Source organism: Zunongwangia pacifica (genome assembly GCF_023499215.1).
Lineage (GTDB): Bacteria > Bacteroidota > Bacteroidia > Flavobacteriales > Flavobacteriaceae > Zunongwangia > Zunongwangia pacifica.
Window position 1 is genome coordinate 20117 of record NZ_JAKHSK010000038.1, and the last position, 25668, is coordinate 45784.

15 protein-coding genes and 2 pseudogenes are annotated in these 25668 nt (G+C 37.8%); 3 read left to right on the forward strand and 14 right to left on the reverse strand.

The genetic code is table 11. From position 1 onward, the window contains the following. Positions 1-389: 389 nt before the first annotated feature. Positions 390-1127 (forward strand): annotated as a pseudogene (locus L1967_RS18815) (SDR family NAD(P)-dependent oxidoreductase). 410 nt (positions 1128-1537) lie between these two features. On the opposite strand, the gene lacZ reads toward L1967_RS18815, so the two are convergent. The 7 genes from lacZ to L1967_RS18850 form a co-directional block, all read right to left on the reverse strand. Beyond that, positions 1538-4678, reverse strand: coding sequence for a beta-galactosidase, LacZ type (lacZ, locus tag L1967_RS18820; RefSeq protein WP_249603049.1), 3141 nt, complete (start codon positions 4676-4678; stop codon positions 1538-1540). A 16-nt stretch (positions 4679-4694) separates the two neighbouring features. Then, on the reverse strand, positions 4695-7187 hold the full coding sequence (locus L1967_RS18825) for a glycoside hydrolase family 95 protein (RefSeq protein ID WP_249603050.1): 2493 nt from the start codon (positions 7185-7187) through the stop codon (positions 4695-4697). 352 nt (positions 7188-7539) lie between these two features. Continuing rightward, on the reverse strand, positions 7540-10632 hold the full coding sequence (locus tag L1967_RS18830) for an efflux RND transporter permease subunit (RefSeq protein ID WP_249603051.1): 3093 nt from the start codon (positions 10630-10632) through the stop codon (positions 7540-7542). Between the two features lie 23 nt (positions 10633-10655). Then, positions 10656-11753: an efflux RND transporter periplasmic adaptor subunit gene (locus tag L1967_RS18835; protein WP_249603052.1), complete on the reverse strand. Its 1098-nt coding sequence runs from the start codon at positions 11751-11753 to the stop codon at positions 10656-10658. Beyond that, on the reverse strand, positions 11753-13072 hold the full coding sequence (locus L1967_RS18840) for a TolC family protein (protein WP_249603053.1): 1320 nt from the start codon (positions 13070-13072) through the stop codon (positions 11753-11755). Before L1967_RS18840 ends, L1967_RS18835 begins: the two co-directional genes overlap by 1 nt. 117 nt (positions 13073-13189) lie before the next feature. Beyond that, entirely contained in the window at positions 13190-14542 is a 1353-nt protein-coding gene (locus L1967_RS18845; protein WP_249603054.1) for a HAMP domain-containing sensor histidine kinase, read from the reverse strand. Next, positions 14542-15222, reverse strand: a complete 681-nt coding sequence (locus tag L1967_RS18850) for a response regulator transcription factor (RefSeq protein ID WP_249603055.1) — start codon at positions 15220-15222, stop codon at positions 14542-14544. Before L1967_RS18850 ends, L1967_RS18845 begins: the two co-directional genes overlap by 1 nt. A 331-nt stretch (positions 15223-15553) precedes the next feature. On the opposite strand from L1967_RS18850, the gene L1967_RS18855 reads away from it, so the two are divergent. Continuing rightward, positions 15554-15736 (forward strand): hypothetical protein, encoded by a 183-nt coding sequence (locus L1967_RS18855; RefSeq protein WP_249603056.1) that lies wholly within the window; start codon positions 15554-15556, stop codon positions 15734-15736. Between the two features lie 274 nt (positions 15737-16010). Next, positions 16011-16241: a GNAT family N-acetyltransferase gene (locus L1967_RS18860; RefSeq protein WP_249603057.1), complete on the forward strand. Its 231-nt coding sequence runs from the start codon at positions 16011-16013 to the stop codon at positions 16239-16241. Positions 16242-16328: 87 nt separating this feature from the next. Here the strand turns inward: L1967_RS18860 and L1967_RS18865 are convergent, their stop codons facing one another. The 7 genes and pseudogenes from L1967_RS18865 to L1967_RS18895 form a co-directional block, all read right to left on the reverse strand. Continuing rightward, entirely contained in the window at positions 16329-17648 is a 1320-nt protein-coding gene (locus tag L1967_RS18865; RefSeq protein WP_249603058.1) for an alkaline phosphatase family protein, read from the reverse strand. A gap of 9 nt (positions 17649-17657) precedes the next feature. Further along, complete coding sequence (locus L1967_RS18870) at positions 17658-19031, reverse strand: tetratricopeptide repeat protein (protein ID WP_249603059.1); 1374 nt, start codon at positions 19029-19031, stop codon at positions 17658-17660. Positions 19032-19074: 43 nt separating this feature from the next. Beyond that, positions 19075-22242: a TonB-dependent receptor domain-containing protein gene (locus L1967_RS18875; RefSeq protein WP_249603060.1), complete on the reverse strand. Its 3168-nt coding sequence runs from the start codon at positions 22240-22242 to the stop codon at positions 19075-19077. 55 nt (positions 22243-22297) lie between these two features. Next, positions 22298-22885 (reverse strand): RNA polymerase sigma factor, encoded by a 588-nt coding sequence (locus tag L1967_RS18880; protein WP_249603061.1) that lies wholly within the window; start codon positions 22883-22885, stop codon positions 22298-22300. Then, a complete protein-coding gene (locus L1967_RS18885) occupies positions 22878-23810 on the reverse strand; it encodes a FecR family protein (RefSeq protein ID WP_249603062.1) in 933 nt (310 codons plus the stop codon). Before L1967_RS18885 ends, L1967_RS18880 begins: the two co-directional genes overlap by 8 nt. A gap of 616 nt (positions 23811-24426) precedes the next feature. Further along, positions 24427-24894 (reverse strand): DinB family protein, encoded by a 468-nt coding sequence (locus L1967_RS18890; protein WP_249603063.1) that lies wholly within the window; start codon positions 24892-24894, stop codon positions 24427-24429. A 474-nt stretch (positions 24895-25368) separates the two neighbouring features. Next, positions 25369-25668 (reverse strand): annotated as a pseudogene (locus L1967_RS18895) (transposase); the annotation flags it as partial.

Here is a 25668-nt window from a genome sequence, read left to right on the forward strand (position 1 = left end):
ACGTCTTTAAAAACTAAAATTAAAAGTAAATATCACTATGTAAAATTAGATTCTCGTTTTAGGTAAAATTCTATGATATGAAGTCCCGCCTGCTTTTATAGCTGCAGTAAAAACAAGCAACTAGCGGAGTGCCAAGGTTTAGAGGATGGCCAAGTGCGGTATTTTGCCATCCGCACGATGTGAGGTTGTATATTTTCAACAGCTTAAAAAACCTATCGTTTCATAAGCGGGCCGGGCTTCTTTTATTTCCTCTGGGTATTTGTAGAACGAGGACGGTATAAACTAACAGTGCGGTTGGCCAATACAAAACCCACAGTGGTTTTAATGTTGAATGACAAGAAAATAACGTAAACAAATAAATTTGAGATTCTAAATATATGGAAAAATTAATGCAAGGAAAGGCCGGATTGATTTCCGGTGCCGGTTCTGGAATTGGCAAAGCAAGCGCCAAACTTTTTGCAGCCGAAGGAGCTAAGGTAGTCGTATCAGACATTAATGAAGAAAGCGGTAAACAAACTGTAAGTGAAATTATAGATGCGGGAGGTGAGGCGATATTCTTTAAATGTGATGTTAGCAATGAAGAGCAGGTAAAAGCACTTGTAGACAAGGTGGTGGACACTTACGGAAAAATTGACTTTGCGCATAATAATGCCGGGATGAGTCCCAATCATGCCCCTATAGCCGAAAGCGAGTCTGAAAATTGGCACCGGGTTATTAAAGTAAACCTGGATTCGGTGTACTATGCACTGAAGTACGAAATTCGGGCGATGCTTAAAACCGGTGGGGGAGCCATTGTTAATACTTCTTCTGGGGCAGGACACATTGGTTTACCGGGGATTTCTTCTTATGTTGCTTCTAAACATGGTGTAAACGGGCTTACCAAAACTGTGGCGAAGGAATATGCCAGGCAGAACATACGGGTCAACTCGGTGTGCCCGGGCCAGACATAGACCCCTATGCTGATGGAGTCTATGGGTAACCATCCAGAACAAGTTGCCGATACCATCCCTATGGGCCGCCTGGGTAAACCCGAAGAGCAAGCCTACACCGCACTTTGGCTTTGTTCTGACAAGGCATCATTTATAACAGGACGCAATATTATTGTAGATGGCGGTCAGATTGGATAGTGGGTTATAACTGTACCATCATTATAAATAGAAAACTATTTAGAGTACTAAAATGAGCCTTGGGATAATTATTAATAAGGATCATTCTTATTACACTGCTATTAATTGATTTGAGGTTATACATAAAAAATAAAACCTTCAAAAGTAAACAACCTTAGAAACAAGCCCAGCAGACGTTTATTAGAAAATTATTTTTATTTAAAGGCATCCCTATAATTATCAGGATCGAAACATGTAATCTCGATTATCGAGTAAATAATGCCGACCTGATTATTTAAAGATCATTTTAAACCAACGAGGTTTAACGGTTAATTTTCATGTTAGCCACAAACAAAAAAACCACTTAATTGTTTAATACAATGAAGTGGTTTTTTTATAGAATATTTTAAATGGTATTAGAAATAACCAATCTAAAAATCAAACTTTAAAGTAAAATCAAACGAATACAGTCCCGGGAAAATGCGATACTGGTCGTGCGGCAAAGCTCCCCAGCTATCGTCTCCTCCTACCCCGCGCTGTAATTTGTCGATATGCCATTCTACATAAGGCTCTAAAGCCACATCTTCGGGATGACGCTGCTCCTTTTCGCCACCATCATCAAAACTTTCCTGAGCGTACGGCATAGCACTGGTGCCAAAAGTTCCATTAGACGAAACCTCGATAATATTCCCTTTGCTATTTTCCAAACGCGCCCAACGCACATCGGTTTTATAACCGTTTTCCTGAGGACGCGCATATTTAAAGCGCTGGTCTTTTACTGGAGACTCATATAATCCTACAAGTGCTGAAGTATTACGGTCTACATAATTTTCGTGCGGGCCTCTACCAAAATAACTGAATGAATCAAACTCTGGTTTTATACGGGTTCTAAAACCAATTCTTGGTATTTCTGGCAGCCTATGGTTTAAAAAGTCGAATTCACTGTGAACACTTAATGTACCATCACCATAGATCTTATAACTTACCGATGCTGTTTGGTTTCCTAAAGTTGGAATAACGTAATCCACATCTACCTGTACCAGCCCCAGAATATCCTGAGTGTTGGTAATTTGTCGCACCTCAAAATCATTAACAATAGCTTTCCAAATCGCACTTTTTTCAGGCATTTTGTTACCAAAATCATTATCTGTTGGTGCTCTCCAAAAATTGGGCTCTAGCGGCATTTCTAATAGCGACTTGCCTTTCTTCTCAATTGCTTTTACCCAGCCTGTTGTTTTATCTATTGTAATTTTAAAATCACTGCCCGAAACATTAATGGCTTTGGCGTCCTCATTCAATTTTAAATTTCCTGCTGTAGATTTTGCTACTTCCCTAAGTATTGAAACTGGTAGTTTAAACTGCTCATAAGCTACCGTATAATTTGCAGGAACCAGATCTTTTTCAGCCTTCGATTTTAAATAAACGTTGACAAAGTATTCCACATTTACCTCAGGCTCAAAATCGGGTAAATTCAGATTTATTACTTTGGAAGAAAGCGGTTCAATTTCTAAGTTGCCGTAAGTACCTTTTTTAATTTCCTTTCCATTAGCTTCTATAATCCATTCCAACTTCAGATTAGAAAGATTGTCAAAGCTATAATGACTGGTCAATTTTATTTCTCCTGTTTTTAAATTTAGTGCTTCAAAATAAACAGGTTGGTACACCTTTTTCATTTCAAACAAGGCAGGATGCGGTTTACGATCTGGGGTTACCAAACCATTCATACAGAAGTTATTATCACTTGGCACATCATCAGGTCCAAAATCTCCACCATACGCCCAGAAATCTTCTGGATTTTTACCTTTTTTCATCAATCCCTGATCTACCCAATCCCAAATAAAACCTCCCTGCAATTGCTTATACTTATAAATAGCATCCCAATACTCTTGGAAGTTTCCTAAACTATTACCCATTGCATGCGCATATTCACAAGGAATGAGCGGACGATCGGAATGTTCACGGGCATACCGCTCCATATCTTTAATCCTAATATACATATAAGCAACAATATCGGTGTTAAATTCTTCACCTGCTCGCTCGTACTGCACAGGGCGCGTAGGATCATTTTTCTTAATCCAGTTATAGGTATTGTAAAAATTAACTCCGTTTCCGGCCTCATTGCCCAGCGACCAGATGATCACACTGGGATTATTGCGATCGCGTTCTACCGCGTTTTTGGTTCGGTCTAAATGCGCAGGTCCCCAGTTGGGTTTGTTCCCCAAGGTTTTATCGAGATCATAACCTATCCCATGTGATTCAATATTTATTTCATCAACAACATAAAAACCATAAGTATTGCACAGTTCATAAAACAAGGGATCCTGAGGATAATGGCAGGTTCTGATGGCATTGATGTTGTTTTTTTTCATCAACTCCAAATCAAGCTTTCGGGTTTCTTTATCCACATAGTGACCGGTTTCGGGATGATGCTCATGCAAATTCACACCACGTAAAGTTACCGTCGTACCATTAATTTTTAATAATCCGTCCTTAATTTCTACCGTTCTAAATCCTATATCTTGACTGATGGCCTGAGTAACTTTTCCGTCCTCCTTTAAAACAAGTTCTAACTCGTACAGATTCGGAAACTCTGCAGACCATTGCGCGACATCATCAATGGTAGCTTCAAAATCTATTTCAGTATTATCTGTTTTCTTTTCTTCGGAATAAACCACTTTTCCATCACGATTGATTTTAACCGCTACACTTGTGTTTGTGCCTGCCTTTGGCTGATGGTCTTCTAGTTTTACATGTAGATCAAATTTACCATCGGTATAATCATTGGAAAGTACAGAAGTTACTTCAAAATCCTGAATGCGCAGCTGCGGAGTCGCAACCAAAAATACGTCGCGCTCAATACCCGATAATCTCCAAAAATCCTGATCTTCTAGATAAGAGCCATCACTCCAACGAATAACTTTAACCGCTAAGGTATTTTTACCATCAACAAGATATTTCGTAAGATTAAAAGCCGCAGGTGTTTTGGTATCCTGACTGTAACCTACAAACTTACCGTTCACATACAGATAGAAAGCTGAATTTACAGCACCAAAATGAATAAAAACCTGTTTATTACCCCAATCTGAAGGAAGTTTAAAGCTTTTTCTATAAAGTCCGGTTGGATTAAAGTCTTCCGGAACTTTAGGACTATTATCTGTATTTATACCCCAATTTGCAAAAGGGTATTGGATGTTGGTATAAATAGGATAATCGTATCCATACATTTGCCAGTCGCCCGGTACTGGGATTTCATCCCATTTAGAATCATTTAAATCTGTTTTTTCAAAACCGACCATAGCGTTGGCTGGATTTTGTGACCATTTAAATTTCCATTTTCCTTTTAACGAAAGATAATAGGAAGATTTTTCGGGGTTTTGGGATTTTGCGGCCTCCTCATTTTGATAGGGAATAAACCAGGCAGTAGGTTCTTCTTTATTAACCCTAAAGATCTTCTCGTCCTTCCAGGCATTTGCATAGTTATCTGAAGACTTTTGTGCACTTGATTTGAAGCAGCCAAGCAGAGCAACAACTGCGGTTAGAAGAAAAAAAGACGTTCTCATAATATACTTCATTTAAGTGATTTTAAAATTAATGTTTTTGGGCTGAATATGATTTGATGACTTCGATTTCTTGAGCTTTAATTGAATAAGATTTTCCTTTAGTGGCTTTAAAAATATTAAGGTAATAGCCTTCTGATTTACGGGTTGTAAAATCTATCTTCTCAATGTCCAACGGCACATCTGTGCGTAGGATACATTCGCCGTTTTGCGATGCCTTTATAGTAGCTGTTTTCAACTTACCTTCTTCCCATCGCACGCTTATTTCAAAACCTCCACGGGCTTTCAGGCCTTTCACCTCACCCTTGCTCCAATCATCGGGCAAAGCAGGCAAAAGATGTAATTCTCCCAAATGGCTTTGAAGCAACATCTCGGCAATACCGGCAGTAGCGCCAAAATTTCCATCAATCTGAAACGGCGGATGTCCACAAAAAAGATTGGGATACGTCCCCCCCGAACTTGACATTTCAACACTATAACTTTGGGTAGGCTTTAGAAGGTTCTCAAGCAATTTATACGCCCGGTTTCCATCCTTAAGACGAGCCCAAAAATTAATCTTCCAGGCCAAAGACCATCCGGTACCTACATCTGTTCTAACATTTAGCGATTTACGAGCGGCTTCGGCAAGCCCGGGAGTAGTGAGCGGATCGATTGCGTTATCGGGATGTAAGGCAAACAAATGCGATACATGGCGGTGGGTGGTATCAATCTCTATAAATTCACGGCTCCATTCCATCAAGCGGCCATCTTCACCAATTTTGGTTTTTGCCAAATGAGTTAGCGCATTTTCAATCGTTGGCAAAATGGGATTTGAATCATTAAGTTCCCTTGCAGCCTGTAAAACTTTAGTAAATAATCCTGAAATGATTTGCTGATCATGAGCTGGCCCCATAGATATGGAAACTACAGAACCATCTGGAGCAATAAACTTATTTTCAGGTGAAGTTGAAGGACCAGAAACCAGTTTTCCTGTTTGTGGATCTTCTACCAGCCAATCCAGATAAAAACGTGCAGACTCAAGCATTAGGGGATAAATACGTTTTAAATAATCCTCATCCTGTGTAAACTGATAATGATCCCAAAGCTGTTGACACAGCCAGCCGCTTCCTGCCACATACATGCCCCAGCTTATGCCTTCGCCCGGAGAGGTAAACCCCCATAGGTTTGTAGCCGTCTGCGTTACCCAACCCGGTGCATCATACTGTTCCTTGGCGGTAAGCGTACCAGGTTTTTTTAAAGATTCAACCAAATTGGTAAGCGGACCAAAACAGGTAGAAAGATTGGTCACATCTGCAGGCCAATAATTCATTTGCAGATTGATATTAGTGTGATAATCGCAATTCCAGGGTGCCTGAATTTTGTTATTCCACAAACCCTGTAAATTTGCGGGTAGCGATCCTTCACGTGAGGAAGAAAGCAATAAATACCTGCCGTACTGAAAATACAATTGCTGCAAGTATAAATCGCCCGGATTCTGTAAGCGAATGTTAGTAGGAATAGTGTCTTTTTGAACTTCAGAAAGTTTTAATTCCACCTTATTGAACAGAGTTTTGTAATCCTCCTGATGGCGTTCCAAAAGCTTTTCATACGAAAAATCTGAAGCTTTCTCAAGTTGCTCTAACGTAGTTTGAAACGGGGCTGCACCTTCATATTTAGGTAACTCCTGCTTGTAATCGGTTCCGGCAGAAAGAATTAACGTTACCTCATCGGCATCTTTTATACTTAAAGAACCGTTTTTATAAACTACACTCCCACCCTTGTTCAGCGCTTTTAGACGAGCCGCATAAATCATGCCCTCACCACCATTTCCGTCACTCAGGCTTCCGGTCATTAAAAGATGATCGTTCTCATTTTTGGTTTTAAATCGCTCTTTACGGGTAAGGCTGGTTTTAAAACTAAGACCTCCTTTTTTGTCAGCCTTAAAATGCATTACCAAAACCCGATCGGGATAGCTCGAAAAAATCTCCCGTGTAAATGTATTCCCATCCTGAGTATAGGAGATTTTAATAAGTCCCTCACGTAGGTCTAATTCTCGTGTGTAGTTTGAAAAGGAATTTTTCGATTCAAAATCAAAATACAAATCCCCCAAACTTTGATACGAACCGTATTGCGGACCGGCAGTTCCCGGCCCCAAACACACCTGAGTTTTTTTAGTCAACTCATTTGCTTCCGCATATTTACCTTCAAAAAGAAGCCGTCTTATTTCTCCCAGACTTTCAGCAGCTTCAGGATTGTTGCTTTGCTGCCAGCTGCCAGACCACAGTGTTTTTTCATTAAGCTGAATACGCTCGCGATCTACCCCTCCATAAACCATTGCCCCTAAAAAACCGTTACCTATTGGCAAGGCTTTTAGCCATTCTGCATCATTAGTCCAGGGATCTGAAATATCGGCAACAGACACATCTGCCGGTTTATCGTACCATAATTTTAGATTACCAGATGTTTTTTTATCGCCACTTTCTGAGCAGGAAATACTGCAAATAAAAAGGAAAAAACTACCTACGATTTGGAGGTGTCGAAACATATTGAAAGATTATAAGCTCTCAAAAATATCTGAATATTTAACTATTCTCTTCTCCTTTATTTGCTATTACTCATACTTTTATTGCAATTCTTCATTAAAAATCATTTCATATAGAATGTTCGCCATGAAACTAAACTTAAACTATTCATTTTAGATAGTTTGCGCTGTAAATGATTAATCACCCAGAATTATTAAACTCATTTTAGGCTCACCAATCCTGATACTATATTCCTATTTTAATTTTAACTTCTTTCTTATTACAAAGCAGAAATATAGAAAAGGCTACTTTATTTAAAGCAGCCTTTACATTAAACAATTATGATGAAATATATCCTCAAAATCAACTAAAACTTTATTTCTTCTCCCCTTTCCTTCTATAAAACAAATAAAAGATCTGTGGTAGTACTGTAAATGATAACAACATACAGATTAGTAATCCCCCTACGATCATAATTGCGAGTGGTTTTTGTACTTCAGACCCCATTCCATTGGAAAGCGCTGCGGGTAACAATCCTAAAGAACCCATTAAAGCAATCATAATTACCGGACGTATTCTGCTATATACTCCTTCAGAAATTGCTTTTTTTAACGGCATATGTTCTAAGTTTTCTTTCATCACAGCTACCAGAATAATTCCGTCAATGGTACAAACTCCGAAGAGAATAATAAACCCAATTCCTGCGGAAATTCCGAAAATGGTTCCGGTTAGCCAAAGCGAGATAAAACCGCCAATAAAAGCAAACGAAAGCGTAGAAATACAAATAATGGTATCTTTTATATTTCCAAAATTCATATAGAGTAAGAATACTATTAGTAATAGTACAGCAGGGACAATATAACTCAGCTGTTTGGTAGCTCGTTCTTTACTTTCAAACTCACCGGCCCATTCCACTTTGGTGTTTTCAGGGAAATTGATTTCTTCATCGACGGCTTTTTGTGCATCGGCAATGGTACTTCCTAAATCCCTTCCGTCGATACTAAAGCCAATCCCGGTGTAGCGGCTGCTGCCTTCCCGATAAATAAATGCAGGGCCGGTTTTAAACTCGATGTTGGCGATATCTTTAAGCGGAACTTTTTTTCCGTCTAATGTTGGGATTAAAATATTACCAATTTCTTCTTCGCTATCCCGATAGGCTTTTTCAAACCGAATTTGCAGATCAAATTTACGTTCATCTTCGTAAAAATAAGAGGCTGTTTTTCCACCAATGGCCATCTCGATCACAGCCTGGGCATCTTCGGTACTTACAGCGTATTGCGCCATTTTATTTTCCTGAAGACTAATGCGCAACTCGGGTAATCCAATGTTTTTATAGACGAGTACATCGGTAATTCCTTCAATTTTACTAATGGTTTTGGCCACTTTATTGGCTTGTTCTTCCATCTGGAACAGGTTGTCGCCAAATATTTTGATTACCAGCGAGCTTTTTACTCCGGCAACAAATTCTTCCACATTATCCTGAATGGGCTGACTGAAGCCGAAGGTGATTCCTTTAAATTCTGAAAGGCTGTCTTTCATTTCGGCAATCAATTCGTCTTTGTCTAAATCACGGTTCCATTCGTCTTGTGGTTTTAGCTGAATATGAAATTCATTATTAAAAAATCCCGTAGGATCAGTTCCATCGTTGGGTCGCCCGGTTTGGTTCAACACAAATTTCACTTCTTCAAATTGGCGTAATTTGGCTTTTATTTTTTTACCGGTTTTTACCGATTCTTCTAAGCTTACGCTGTTGGGTAGCGTGGCTCGAATGTAAACGGCACCTTCGTTTAACTGCGGAATAAATTCTGTTCCATAATTCATAATTTTAAAAATACAGAGCGCAAAGATTGCAGCGAAAACGGCCAATGTTAGCCTTCTGTGTTTGGTGGTGAATGAAAATAACCTGAAAATATTTCCGCGGAAAAAATTAACCACAGGATTGTTTTTGGGTGAAATGTGTTTTTTTAAGAGCACTTTGCACATTGCCGGCACAAAAGTTAAGCTAAGCAACAGCGATCCCATAAGCGCATATCCTAAAGTATAGGCGAGTGGGGTAAACATTTTTCCTTCTACCTTCTGAAATGAAAAAATGGGAGAGAGCGCAATAATTAAGATAAGCTGGGCAAAGAAAATATGTGGGGCTACTTTGCTCACATTTTTCCGAATAAGATCGGTTTTGGAGATTTTATTATAACGCTCAATCCCTAATTGGGCCGATTTTTCTTCTAATTTTACATAAACGGCTTCTACAATTACCAGTGTTCCTTCCAGTAACAATCCAAAATCGAGTGCGCCCATAGAAATTAGGTTGGCAGGCATTCCCTGAATGCGCAACAACGTAATACTGAACAAAAATGAAAGCGGAATAATTAAGGCTACGGTTACTGTAGTTCTCCAGTTAAAAAGGAAAACCAGAACGATAAGTGAAACCAGTACAATCCCTTCGACCAGGTTTTTGCTTACGGTTTTTACGGTTGAATTAACGAGCTCGGTGCGATCGATAAAGGGTTTTATCTGAACATCTTTGGGTAAAATCCGTTCGTTTAATTCAGTAATCTTATCTTTTAAGCGTTCGATAACTTCGGCAGGATTTTCTCCACGAAGCATTACTACAATTCCTTCTACCAGATCATCTTCATCATCTAAACTTACCTGTCCTAATCTTGGTTTTGCGGTTAATTCAACCTTGGCTACGTTTTTCACCAAAACCGGGGTTTGGTGGTGGGTAGTGATCAGGGTATTTTCAATATCTTCGATACTGGTTAAAAGGCCTACACCACGTACTACATAGGCTTGCTGCCCTTTCTGGATCATATCGCCACCTACGTTGATGTTGCTTTTGGTGATGGCTTCGTAAATATCGAGCGGTGTAAGATCGTATTGTTCTAAGGCGGTTGGGTTAACCTGAATTTGATAGGTTTTTTCTTCGCCACCAAAACTTTGTACATCTGATATTCCGGGAACGGCCAACAGTTCGCGTTCGATTACCCATTCCTGAATTGCAGAAAGTTCCTTAATAGGCCGTTCACTGTCGATTACATACCTGAAAATTTCTCCCGTAGCACCATAAGGCGGATCAATTTCCGCATCGGTTCCTTCGGGTAAATCTACGCCTTGCAAGCGGTTGGCGGCATATTGCTGCGCGTAAAAATCTTCTACATCGTCTTCAAAAATAATGGTCACTACCGATAACCCAAAAAGTGATATGGAACGCACATCTGACTTTCTGGGGATGGTGTTCATCTTTTTCATTATGGGTAAAGTGACAAATTTCTCTACCTCCTCGGCACTTCGTCCGGGCCATTGGGTAATAATCCTTGCGCGGGTATTGGTTACATCGGGAAAGGCTTCAATAGGCGTGTGGATGTAACTGTAAATCCCGATAACGGCCAGTAAACCGGTTAAGAAAAAAACAATGAGCGTGTTTTTTAACGAAAAGGAAACCAGTGCATTGGTGAATTTTTCCATACTATTTTATTGAATCTGGTGGTTTAAAGTGAAGCACTGCTTTCAAAAAGCAACAGCGTATTATTGGTCACAATCTGGTCGCCTTCTACTAAACCTTCTTTGATGTAGAATGAATCTTCGTCTTGCGAGAGAATTTGTACTTGGCTTATTCTTGGGGTACAACGGTCTTCCAACAAAACGGTGTAATAGGCATTGTTGCTAAAAACCACCGCTTTTGCAGGAATATGTGGCGCTTTTTCTTCGGTTTTATTTTTTACGATGGCTTCTACGCGCAATCCGGGTTTTAGGAAAAGTTGTTTGTTTTCGAGTACGATTCGGGCTTTAAGCACATTGGCTTCGGGTTCTAGCACGTTAGAGATTCGGTCTATTTTTCCTTCAAAAGTCTTATCGGGATAACTGCTGGTTTTTATGGAAACCGGCATTCCTTCAGCAACCGCATCGATATCGGTCGCATAAATATTCACGTTAATCCACACTTCATCTAAATCTGAAATGGTAAATAAAGGATCGCCCTCGGCACCAATCTGCATTCCGGCGGCAATTTTATTATCGACTACAAAACCGCTGCGTGGTGCTTTGATCTGAAAAACACCTTTTTCTGGGCTGGCGCTATACAACTGAAGGTTGGTTCGTAGTTTTTCTAAATCTGATTCCAGGTTTTCTTTTTCACTTTTCGCTGCAATCAGTTCTTTTTCTGAAGCGATACCGTCGTCATAAAAACTTTGGGTAGATTGCAACTGGCGTTTGGCGACTTCAATATTGGCTCTTAGCTGTTTAATTTCTGCTTCGATTCCATTAAGCTCGGTACTTTTTATTTCTGCCAATACCTGGTTTTTTTCTACTTTATCGCCCAACGTAAAATAGGTATTGGTAATAATACCGCCTACTAAACTCACGTAGTTCACAACGGCATTGGGATTGTAGGCTACTACACCGTTTAATCGCAGGCTGCGCACGACTTTATCGTTGGTGATTTTTAAGGGCTGTAATTCGCTAATTTCTTTTTCTGAAAGGCATTGCTGCGCTGTTTCCTCTTTTTTAGGTTCGTCTTTGCAACTTATTAAGATGATGGATCCTAAAATAATTAGGACCGGCAATTTTATGTTGTTTAATAATTTCATTAGTTAGGGGTATTAATTTCTAATCCGGTGCTGTATTTTAATTCTTCTAGATCGTCTAAATATTCTTGCTGATTTTCCAGGATTGTGCGTTTGGTATCGATATAAGATTCCAGAAAATCCATATAGGTAATAATGTTGATGTTTTGGAGCTTAAAATATTCGGTATATGCTTCCATCGTCTTATCGACCCCCTCGATATATTCAGCATCGATATCATCAAAAAACTGGGCCGCTTTTAGAAAATTTTGGTACTTTCTGCGTACTTCTTCGCGTACTTCCAGCAGTTTATGTTGATTTTGGTAATGTTGCTGTTCTACGGCAAATTGGGCTTTTTTGATGTTTCCTTTATTCCTGTCGAAAAACGGAAGGTCTATAGAAAACCCAACGCCAATAAAATCTCGCATAATATTACCACCGCGATCATAGCCCACAGACAGGGCAAGATCTGGTACCGCCATCGCTTTTTCATAACTTAATTCTTGTTGTGTTTGTTTAACTTCTAAATTGCTAAGCACAATATCAGGTCGGTTTTTTAAGGCTTCTTCCTGTAAATAATTCAGCGTATAATTAAACGGAAGCTGGTAATTATAATCACGCTGAAAAACAGGATGAAAGGAGAGCCTTGTGCCTTCGGGAAGGTTGAGCATTACCACCAGTTCTTCGTTACGCTCGTTGAGTGTTTTTTGCTCATCAATTAATTCGTCTTTAATACTTAATAAAGACGCCTGCAAGCGTATTAGCTCGGCCTTATTAACATTGCCCTGATCGTATTGTTTTTGGTAGGCTTTTACAATATTTTCTAACGAAGTAAGCTGGCTTTGCAGCATTAAAGTATAGCCTTCGTGAAACCGAAATGCATAAATAGATTTCCTGAATTCGGTTTTTAGGCTGAGTAGAAAATCTTCGAGGTAAGCCTGTGCTTTTTGGGCCGATACTTTTGCGAGGGCTATTCGTTTTTTACGTTTCCCGGCAGTTTCAAAAACCTGTTCTATTTGCGCTGAAACCTGCCGATACCTCCCAAAGCTTTCGCTACCAAAAAGGCTGGGTTGTGCTTCGCCGGTGCGTTTTTGATAATCGGTGGCCCAAAGGTTCATTTCATCGACCGTTAGGGTTGGATTGGGCCAAACTTTTGCCTGAATAACTTCGGCTTCAGCTATATCGATGGAAAGCTGCTGGGCAAGTAGCGACAGGTTGTTTTTTAAAAGTAGATGCTCGGCCTGTTCCAGATCGAGCACAAGGGTATCTTGCGTTTGCGCCTGTAAAACGTTGAGGCAACAGCAAAACATTAAGATTAAGGGATTTAGCGTTCTTTTTTTCATTTTTTGATTTCTTCGGTACAAAAGAAGAAATCAAAGCTTAGAGCCAAATTGAAGCTACATTAAAAACAGGTTAAAGTAGATTAGAATTTTTTAATGTGGTGTGATATGCAGTAGTAATCATTTCGGGAATTGAAGCTGAATTTTTGTAAATTCTTGCGGTTGGCTGGTAATGGAATAGGTTATTTGATGCAGCTGAAAAACTTTTAGCGCAATGCTCATTCCCAGTCCGTTTCCCTGAAATCCGGCGGTGTTATTTCCGCGGAAAAAGGGTTGGTTGATATATTTTAAGTCTTTTTCTAAAATCCCGATGCCGTGATCGAGTATTTCTAAATGCAAGTGTTCTTTTTGTTGAAAAAGCCGAATGTTTACGACTTCTTCTTTAGAAAATTTGGCCGCATTTTCTATGCAATTGAAAAGTGCCATATAAAGCAGGGTTTCATTTCCTTTAAACTGAAGCACTTCAAAATCTTCCGGTAAAACTTCCAATTTTACCTGAAATTTTTCTTCGCCATAAGTTAACGAGAGCTTTTCGATAATTTGCCAGATAATTTCATCGATTCTTAGCTTTTCTTTGTACTGAATTTTTCGGTTAAGATTAGAGAGCGTGAGCAAATGTTCTAAAATTTGTTGCAATTGCCGTGCTTCTTGTAAAACCTGGGCCGATGTTTGCCGATATTCGGCATTTTCACGTTCTTTTTTTAAACTAATTTCCAGCTGATTAATAATTGTGGCCAGTGGCGTTTTTAGCTCGTGCGAAGAAAAATCGACAAAGTTTTTTTGCTGCTCATAGCTGGTTTCGATTTCACTTAAAAGGTGATTAAAAGCCTGAAAAAGCTCTTCTAATTCGTCTTTAGAACTTTTATAGGAAAGTTGCAGCGGCGTTTTGTTTAAATTGAGGTGACTTACCTGTTTGATAATTTCCCGAACGGGTTTGTAAGCGAGCTTGGAAAGGTAAGAGGTGAGAAAAATTAAAATCGTCATCGAGATAAAAAAACTAATCGCCAAAATACTGATTAGTTTACTTTTCTGACTTTGGATAAGCGGATTAATGGCTTTAACCAGCACGACAAAATCGCCTTGATTGTCTTGGTAAAAAAGGCCGTGGTAGTAAGTATCATCTTCCCTAAAATTGAGTTCGCCTTTTTCTTTGATAATCTCGATCTTTTCGCTCCAGTCTTTCTCTAACTGTTTTGTGTTGAAGGCAATACGTCCGTTTTTATTAAAAATACTTACTTCCTGATCGGCACTCAGGTTATAAAACGCATCCTGAATGGGTTGAAATCCTTTTTGTGACAGCTCGTCCCGTTCCAGGTAAAACATTGCCGATATTTTTGCGGTTCTAGAGAGTTCCTGAAAGAAAATATTTTTTGAACTTCTATAAAAAGCGGTGTAAATAATAAAGGACGAGCATAGGAAAATGAGCCCGAAAATTAGACTGGTAATAAGCGTTATTTTTTGCTGAATTTTCATTAATGCTCAGCAATCATATATCCTCTGCCTTTTACGGTATGGATAAGTTTGGTTTCGCCTTTAGTATCTATTTTGCTACGAAGGTAAGAGATATATACATCGATCACATTGGTGTAGGTGTCCTGCTGCGTTTTCCAAACGTTTTGTAAAATGGTTTGGCGGCTTACGACTTCGTTTTTATGTTCGAGTAGGGTTTTTAGCAATAAAAATTCTTTTTGTGATAATTCGATTGTATGGCCGTTACGCTCTACTTTATGCGCTTTGTAATTCAGCTTTAAATTATCGCAAAACAAATCTTCCTGAAGCTGTTGCTGGTAATTGTTACTACGCCGATTTAAGGCGTTGATCCTGGAAATAAGCTCCTGAAAATGGAAAGGCTTTACCAGATAATCATCAGCACCTTTATCTAAGGCTTTAATTTTATCTTCGGGTTCTCCCAGCGCACTAAGAATAATAATGGGAGTGATCATTTTTTTAAACCGAATAAGTTCGCAAAGCTCGATACCCGAGAGCCCCGGCAGCATAATATCGAAAATAAACAGGTCCCAGTCTTGCTGAAAGATTAAGTCGCGTGCTTTAAAGCCATCTTGCTCAAGCTGTACAGAAAAACCTTCTTCCATAAGTCCTTTGCTTAAAGATTGACCCAGGTGTTTGTTGTCTTCGACTAATAAAATTTTCATTACTTAATTCCCTCTTCAATTATTTGGAATAACACAAATGTAGTGTTTACAATACAAGTAAACGACCTCAGGGCAATCCCATGAGGTTGTTATTAGAAAATTATTTTTTTTCGAGGCATCCCTATCCCCATTATCGCGTAAATTAAAATTTCAAAATTAAGCTAAACGATTTTATTAGAATAGATGAATGCATTTATTGAAAAATTTAATTCGCTTTTCTTCCCTTCAACAAAGCAAAGAATTTATAAACAATAAAAGGTTTTAACCAACAATTACCCACGCCTATGCACGTTAGGTATCTATATCGATTGGCATTCATTTAAAACTGAAGATGGAAATAGAAGAAGAAAAATTAGATCATCCTGTATGGTATTCTTTGCAAGAAGAACATCGTGAACTTTCCGCAGAATACGACAACATAAGATTTTATAAACCAAAGTATTGTCCTTTTGGTGAGTTTATAGAGCAAGATAAAACCACAACCGGAATCAATGAATATTCGTTATTAACGTAAGATTTTTATGTAGTTGGAAATAGCCCTGCTTTTAGTAACAACATAAAGCTCAAAAAAGAATTGGTTTGTCATCAGATGTTACTCAAAGAACCATTTGACCTGGTAATTTCTGAATGTATAACGGAACTTAAAACTATAAACCAAAAAATCGATTTAATTAAGCTTGTAAACCTGGTCCAGCCCGGATACTTTAAAGATAATACTTCAGATTTGGGAAGCTATTACGGCATATATAAAGACCATAAATTGGTTGCTTGCTGTAACAGGTGAGCGAATGAAAATGAATAAATATACTGAAGTAAGCGCCGTAGATACACATCCTGAATACACAGGAAAAGGTTATGCTAAGCAATTGATAAAGCATACGACCGATGAAATATTTAAGGAAAATAAAATCCCTTATTTGCATGTAGCAGAATCGAATACAGGGGCAATTAAACTTTATAAAAAGTTAGGTTTTTCAACAAGAAGAAAAATAAGTTTTTGGAATCTCATAAAAAAATAAAAACTGAAACGGGTATTAAAAGTGATTTTAAAAAAGAACCGCCTAAAAAATTTAGACGGTTCTTTAACATCAAAAACAAACACAATTTTATCTCGCCATGATCCCGGGATAAGTAACTCCGGTTGCTTGTGGTAAATCCAGATCTAATAATTTTGCGATAATTACAGCGACATCTTCCAATTGCATATGCTGTATTTTCTCATTTCTCTCCAAGCCAGCTCCGGCAGCAATAAAGCCGGTATAGATATTATAGAAATCAGGAAAATAACCGTGCTTCCCTCCTTTTTTCTTCTGAAGCAGTTCTCCCTCTTTATCATTACTAAAAGAAAATCCTTCTTTAGCTGAAATGGCCAACTTCACCCTTGGGTCGCTTTGCATTTTTTCAATTTCTTCTTTGTCTACCAATCTAAACATTTCTCGCTGCACTAATGGTAGTTTAGCTAATCCAGATTTTACGATTTCTATGATCTTTTTTTCCTCTTTTCCCGTTATATGAAGAAATGCAGATCCTCCAACAGAAAAGAAAAAAGCTTTATCGTCTACCCCCATATCTTTAAGCCAAAGATTAGGACTTATACTGGTATGTGTACTTACAAAGCCATGGTCTCCGGTTACAATTATCACCGTATTTTCAATCATTCCTTCACGCTTTAACGCGTCGTAAATTTGTCCTACAACAAAATCTGCACCTGCTATTGCTCTGGAGACTTCTATACCTTCCCTGCCATTAGCATGTTCTGCCCCATCAAGATTGGGTAGGTGCATACTTAAAAAATTAGGCTTATAATTGGCTAAAATATAGCTAGCGATCCTTCCTAAATTTTGGTCCATCCTTAAAGAAGTAAGATTATACTCATTTTTAGATAAATCTCCGGTTGCATTTTTAACCACTTCCTCAAAGAGTCCTTTTGGATGAGCATGCTCTGAAGTGGCCTGCCTTCGATCTAATGGATCTGTAAAAGACCAAAATTCAGGAATATTATAATCGATATACGGGCTATCTACAGATATAGGCCAGGAAATGGAAGCCGTTTTTAAGTTTTTCTCTTTTGCGGCCTGCCACAATGTTTGCGCCTTTATTTCGGCAAAATTATAAACCCAACCACCGGGACTACCATCGTCTTTAATTATAGTATTATAATAGATCCCATGCTGCTCTGGTAAAACACCCGTAATCAATGTGGTATGTGAAGGGTAAGTTACCGATGGGAAAATAGTTCTTACCTCATCGGCAGATACCCCATTTTCAGCCAGCATTTTTAAATTTGGTGTTGGCCACTTGCTATCCCTATAAAAATCGGGCCTAAAACCATCTATACTTATTAGCACCACATGTTCTACTTTTTGTGCGGTTCCTAAAAACGGAAGCATGCACAAACAACTACTTATAAAAAATCTCTTTAGCATCATCTAATTTTAAAAGAATGGCACTACTTCAGGCAGTGATTTATTCTGGATAATTAATCGGTTAAGGTCTTCAACAATCGTAATGCTTCCATCTTCGGCTACACTAAAATCATCCATAGATTCTGCGGGTAAAAAGGATGGAATTTGCGGGATCGTATATTCTTCAGATACATTAGGATTATTTAATTGTTCTATTTGAGAAACCGGAAACTTAATTCCAAGATCAGATAAGCGTCTACCTTCACTTATAAAAATCTCCTGGCGTAAACGATACGTTAAATACAATAAATCGTCTATGGTGCTGGTACTATTAATATCCAATTCGGTTACCTTGGTTCCAGAGATGGTATGCGCGGCAATTGGTCCTTCCTGACGATTTAAAATATAACCTTCCTGATATTTTCCCTCTTTGGTAAAACGCACCGGCACCGACTGATTTGGATAATCTTCCCGCTTCCCGCCATTTCGGGTTTCGCCGCTATCATCGATCATTACCACCGGTCTATTCTTAACTACTTGCAATAATTGCACTAAGTTAGATTGAGCAGCAGCCAGATCTCCTTTTCCCAAATTTGCTTCTGCAAGGATTAAATAAGCTTCTTCTACCTTTGCTATAGCTACTGTTTTTTGATCTGTTGCAGGTGTTCCTACTGAATAATATTTAGGGTCTAAAAAGTCTAATCTTGGCAATGGAGCCAGACGGTTTGGTAAGGCATCGAATGTAGCATTTTGCATTTCGTTAGCGACTCCATTTTGCCCATCAAATTCAACGCTGTAAAGTACCTCCTGCCCAATAAGCTGACTGGCTAGTTGCACAGCATTTTCACGATCCCCTAAGTTATAATAAGCTCTTGCCTGTAATAGTGTGTAAACCCTATTCATTTCAGCAGAGGTTTCTAAAGCCATTGCTTCATCAAAAGCGACGATTGCATTTTGGAGCAATTTTTCCCAGGATTCTACTTCTCCATAATTATTTTGTGGTAAACCAATAAATAATTCCCCTCCTAAAAGATCGGCGTAACCCAAACAAAAATAAAGATAAGCTTCCTGCTCTTTAGTCGATACGGGATCTGCCGGCAATACCACCTCTAACCCATACATGGCCATTGCTCTTAATTCCTGAATATCTGCCTGAAGGTTGTTTACATCGGTGTCATAATAATCGATCTGTAAACGATCAAAAATCTTACTATACTGCGTGTAATTATTATAGTAATTATCTGATGTAATCGCTGTGTTGACGGTAACGGTATTGGTGGTTACCGCTAATTGCCTTTGTAATCCCACTACCCAACTGCGCATAGCATTAGGATTTTCAAGATATACTTCTTCAGTTACATTTGGATTTTCTACACAACCAACCATTACTAGTACAACTAGCATGGTCATTATGTTATGCCTTATATAAGAATGCATAATTATAAGTTTATAAGTTAATTCTAATTGAACCTAAAAATTGTCTTGGAGCCGAGTATGTTGCATAAGAAATACCTCCTGTACTTGCACCTCCCTGGCCTTGTGCCGCGCCACTTATAGTCGCTTCTGGATCGAATGAAGAGGAAGTAAAATTCAATGGGTTTACCGCGGTAAAACCAAACATAATCGTTTTATAAATGGCTTTATTTTTTGGTTGAAGTGTATAGCTAAGACCGATAGTCCTAATTTTTATGAAATCGGTTTTTTCTACAAATCTATTCGTGAACGAAAGCCAGTTGCGTCTACCATTTGCTTCAATTTCCCCTGCCGGAATATAATCTTCGGAAGCTCCATAATAATATCTAAATTGTGCATCCCAATTATGCGCATAAGCACCCGCCTGGTAGGAAGCATTCGCAAATAAACCGAAGTTTTTATAACTATAATTCAGGCTTAAGTTTCCAAAAATATCGGGTATGGTAGTTCCTAAATAAGATTGTGGCTCTGATTTTTCTAAAACTCCGTTTTCATCAAAAGTGCCGTAGTTTCCACGAAGAAAACCTATTGGATAACCTTCTTGAACCACAGTTTGCAAAGTCCTGGAACTAAACCCATTAATATTGAAGGCAGGAGCACCACCAGAATCTAATACTTCGTTATGCAAGGTATTAAAAGAAGCGGTAATGCTTAGATTCATATCCTTAGTTTCTATAGGAATAAAATTTGCACTAACCTCTAAACCATAATTTTCTATTTCCCCAATGTTATAAAGCTGAGCAATGCTGTAGCCCGTAGAGGGCGCAGAGGGAACATAAAAGAGACCATCTTTGGTAAGCGATCTATAATAACCTGCTGAAAAATTAATACGGCTGTTGGCAAGTGAAATATCTATACCACCTTCAATAGTTGTGGTTTTTTCAGGTTTTAAATTATCATTCCCCGGCTGCCCAAAATAAGCAGATTGCTCTCCTAAAAATCCATCGAATTTAATCGTTTTCTCATTAGCATACGCCGGTGGTAAGTTTCCTGCTACCCCGTAGCTTCCCCGAAGTCTAACCGAATTGAATAATGTTGAATTAAACCAGGATTCTGAAGAAAGCATATAGGAGATTCCTGCTTTTGGATAAAATTGTGTTCCAATATTTTCTCCAAAGGCAGGGTTACGATCCCCACGAATACCAAGATCAAAGAACAGCTTATCTTTAAATCCTATGTTTTCCTGAAGATAAACCCCATAGTTTAATACTTCGCTTAGATACTCGTCACTATCTTTTACGGCCGCATCACTAATGGTTTGCGCGCCATCACGAATATTAGAGCCGCTATATAAAATCTGATGATCTTTGGTCCTAAAAAACTGTCCGCCAAAAGTGGTAATTAAAGAGAAGTTTCCAACCTCCCAATTATGCTGCCCGGTAAGCTCTAAGGTTAACCCTAGATAATTACGTTGCACATTTTGAATACTACCTTCGTCCATAACTTCCTGCCCACGAGTAGCGGTTAGATACTCATTAGTAATCACCGTATTTTGATCCTGTGCACGATAATCCAGACCTCCTGTAAATCTAAAATTAAGATGATCTAAAGGCGTATACTTAAAGATTTGGGAAGTAGTAAAACGGTTTACAACAATTTGATTATCCTGTAATCGTTCAGCATTATCTACATAGGCTTTTATATCTTCAAATTCCTGGCTTGTAAGTTCGTCGAGCCTATTATTAAATCCAGGGCCGGTAAACGACGACGATCCATCTTCAGCAAACCAAAGACCGGTATATCCACCCTGGTTTCCGTTTCTGTTCCTTTTATATTCGTTGTGGACGTATATAAAAGAACTTTCGTAAGTCAATTTATCATTAAGTTTAGCGCGAAAACCGGTGCTAAAATCGGCTTTTAGATTCTCGTTTTGATCGTGAATTTGTACCCCTGAGCTATTTCTATAACTTCCGGAAAAACTATACCCAAAGCCTCCTTCACCTTTACCATTTAAATTAAGCCTGTAATTTTGGTAAAAACCATTTCTAAATAAAAGATCTTTAGTACGATCAAAATACAGATAATCGTTCGTTGGCGTTTCTACCCCGCTTTCAGCTTGCAAGGTTAGACTCGTTCCTAATTTTCCTCCTTTCTTGGTAAATATTTGGATGACGCCGTTTGCCGCATCAGAACCATATAAAGTTGTGGCGGCACCACCGTTAATATATTCAATCTTCTCGATATTATCCATGGGGATATCGGCCAAAGCACTAATTGCAGCTCCTTGTGACGTTCCTCCCAATTGCATTTTGGTATTTAAATTATCCATTCTTACCCCATCTAAATAAATAATTGGTGTAGAACTTAAAAAAGCAGAGTTCACCCCTCTTGCACGAATAATAGAAGTGGCTCCTGCCTGCCCACCGGTTAAATTGATTTGAGCATTTGGAAGTTCTGCCGATAATTTTTGGTCGATCCGTTGGGCTGAAATTTTATTAAGCTCGTCTTCATTAATAGTCACCACCGATGTAGATAATCTCTTTTTTCGCACATCGGCTCCCTGGCCGGTAATTACGACCTCATTCAGGCTTTCTGTAGAAGCTCCAAGAATAATCTGAAGGTCGTTCACCGCTTTGGTAATAGGAATATACTTTGTTTTATATCCAACAAAAGTAACTTTAAGTTCTACCGGTAAATCGCTGGCATTTAAAGACAAATTGAAGTTTCCTTCAAAATCTGTAGCTGTTCCTCTATTTTCAGAAGTTAACATAACGGTAGCTCCCGGGATTGGTAAAGCCTTTTCGTCTAAAACTTTACCCTGAATGCGCACCTGCTGTAGGCTTGTTGTCCCAGATGTCGATTTTTCTTTAACTAATATTCCATTTTCGGTTACTTTAAACTTTAAAGCCACCAGTTTCTCTAATCGCTGTAACACGTCTTGTAAAGGTGCATCGCTAATTTTTAGAGAAACTTTAGATCGATAGATTTCCTGATCTGGTAAATAGATAAACTTTTTCTCTATTTGTGATTCAATTTCTACAAAAACCTGTGTTAAAGGACTATCCTTAAGGTCCAGACCTATTAACTGATCTTTAATCCTGATTTTGGTTATATCAGGACTCAATTTTTTCCTGAAAGAATTTGCGTAAAAGTTTACACTTAAACTAAACGCAAAAAGTATTAAAAATAATTTTCTTACCATTTTGTTAGTTTTTGTGGGTACTTTTTATAAAATACGTACCCGCATTTTTCCTGTTTTAGGTGTTTGGAAATTTTTGTTGTTTGCTTAGATATTTAATGGCAATAGCAATATGTGTTTCTACAGTTCTTGGAGAAATCTCCATAATTTCAGCAATCTCATGGTATTTAAAGCCTTCTACCCTACTCATTACAAAAATCCTTCTAGATTTTTTTGGCAGAATATTTAAAACCCTGTTGATATACTGCTTAATTCCTTCGTTTTGCTCCTCTATAATCGTTTCTTCCTCGATACTGGGTGCATGCAAAAGTCCAATATCGGTTTTATGATCGTCGAGATACTGAAGGTCTAGTTGAGTTTTACTCTTTTTGAGCAGCTTATTTCTAACTGTTACATATAAATATGGTTTTGGGTTTGTGATATCTTTTAAGAGGTTTCTTTTATTCCATAATTGGATAAATACATCTGAAATTTTTTCTTCTACCAGTGCAGCATCATTCTCATAGAGATTTCCAAATTTGCACAAGGCCGCATAATATCTATTAAAAAGAATGTTTAATGCTTTGTATTCGCCATTACTCATTCTTATAAAGAGTTGCCTATCTGTAGACTTTGTCACACCTAAAGATTTTAATGGCTTAATCATTTTGCTTAGATTTAATTAGAAATATTTTATCCTGAAGTTCTTCTATTTCTACATCGGCAATAAATTCTAAAGAATGGATAAAGTCATTTAGATTTTCATTTTTAAATGTCCCTGTGATATGTTGATTTAATAAGCCTTCATTCTTAATCACAAAGGTGACCCCATAAAACTGGTTGATGTCTTTTATGGCATTGCTGAATAATATATTATCAAGTAACAGTGTATTGGTGGTCCAGGCGAATTCTACTTTAGCATTAAAGCGTTCTTTATGGACCTGATTATTTGCCGTATCCCAAATTAAACGCTCGCCCGGTGATAATGTAATCTTATCGTTATTGGTATTCTGAATGAATTCTACAGCTCCTTCTCTTAAAGCAATCTCTTTTTTAGAGAATGTATTGTTTACTGAAAATTGCGTACCCAGTACCTTTACCTTAAAATCTTTACTATTCACGATAAAAGGATGTGAGGCATCTTTTGTAATTTCAAAATAGCCTTCCCCAATAAGTTTAACTTCCCGGTTATCGACAAACTCTTCTGGAAAAAAAAGACTACTCCCGGCGTTTAAAATCACCTTACTGCTATCTGATAAAAAAAGGGTTTTTCTTTGGCCATTTTCTGCAATAACCTCGTGGAATTTTGGTATAGTGCTAAACCAGGAAAAACTAAAGAAAATCAGTAAGCCTACAGCTGCTATAGAACTAAAAACCAATACTTTTTTACGGGAAAAAGATTTCTCCTGAAAACTTACAGGAATACTTTGTTCGGTTTCGTAATGCTCCCAAACCGATTTATAATTTTCGAAAATTTCACGCAACCCTTCATCTAGCGATAATTCAATTTCGAAAACCGAACGATCTTCCCGAGACATCTCTTTGGTAAGATATCGAATACACTTTAGTTCTTTTTTACTTATTTTATTCATGCGTCAGGTCCTTTACTATAAGGAGTCCCGAAAGTTGAATTTTCCCGTAAAAACAAAAATCAACAAATTGTAAAATGAATATTGTATACGATAACGAAAAATTAATAAGCAAAACTCATTAATCACAATCAATTCATTGTCAACACTTTTTAAATCGTCCTTCGCGCCAATGCCAATAAATGATAGTGGAAGGATCAATAAAAAAGTATTTTGAAGAAATTAAAGTTTGAAGAATTAAAAGGATCACTCTTGACTTTTTGAAGCTTTGCGATCTTCTTTAGATATAAGAAAGCTTCTCATGAGATCCATAAAAATTATAGTAAGAACTAAAACAAACAATTCATTCCAAAAGAATCAAATGCCATACTTCCTTATTGGGAATACGTCAGTTTTAGACTAAATTTTATCTTTTCATATAAGTCAAATTCATACCCCCACGATATGGAATCCCATTTTGCCGGTAATTGAAACTTGTTCCAAAAATCCTTCAGCAATAGATGAATTATTTAATCTGATTAAAACTCCATTCGTTTTTGTAAGTACGTGACTGAAGGAATTGCAATTAATAAAACAATGGTAAAGGCTTTTTTCATTATTGACTGTAGTATTTTATTTTTCAGTCCCATATTTCTGGTCTATTGATCTCCATTGCTCTCAAATACGATAAGAATTGCCCTGCGTGAACAGATTCGTGATATCCAATTCGTAATAAATATTTTCCAAGGATTTTTTTGTCTCCATTTCCAGGATGAACAATTTCGACTGTATTTAATTCTGCATCCGAAAATTTCCGAACACTTTCTATAAATTTATTTCTGTAGGGTTCAGCAAATTCAAGTTCATCAGTAACATTAATGAATGGTCGATTATTCCAAGGAGTTTTGTAGTTTGTCATTTGACCATTGTTTATTATAATATTCCATCCATAATCGGCTTCTAAAACGTGCCTAATCATTTCTATTGCCGTCATTGCTTTATCGTCAGGCTTCCAATTGTAACGGTTTTTAGGAAGTGCTTTCCAAAGCTTTATGCTTTTTTTCCTTATTTCTGTGAAGTTTAAAATTATCAGTTCAGATTGGGTCATTTTCTTACTTTTGAGAATGTAATTTCATATTAAAGATAGCTATAAATTAAGTATTTGTGAGCTTTAAACTTTTAGGCTGATCCCTTTAAAATTATCAAATCGTTACAGTTTTGAAGGTAATTCTTTCTATACCGATGAACCACAATTTTTCCCTAAACACAACTTTAGGATTGATCTGTAATAAATCGGCTCACAAATAAACCCCCTAAAAAACGCGAAAACCACGCAATTCCTAAGATTTGCGTGGTTTTGTAGTCTATTGTCTTCTTTAAAAGTGACCTAGGCAGGATTCACCCATCTCTTTAAAGTCCTATAAATAATAGTGTCTATTTTTCATGTTGACGATCTGTGAACTTTAAAATTGAATTCATTTGATTCGTCTTGGTAAAGATAATAAACTATTAATCTCCGATATAATTTCAATCAATTTAAAATAACGCCTTCGTCATTTAAAAAATAATTGATTATCCGCAATTAGTCATAACCTGTAATTCCTGCTATAACGAGCCTATCGAAGAGTTTTTCTCCGAAATATCTTCTGTTGAGTTTGTAGATAAATTCATTCAGGTATAATTGTAGGTACTTTCCCTTGATCTTGTTATAGTTGCCCACGAAGTTCTTCTTCGCATTGCTGATGGTAATGTGCACCCACCGCACTGACTGCTTTTCTTACCAGTATCGATATCTTCCAGTTGCTCTGATTCTGCCATTACCGCAACATTGGATTTGCCTGCTGCACCTCGGCCACGTTTGCCTTTGGACTTTTCCACCTTT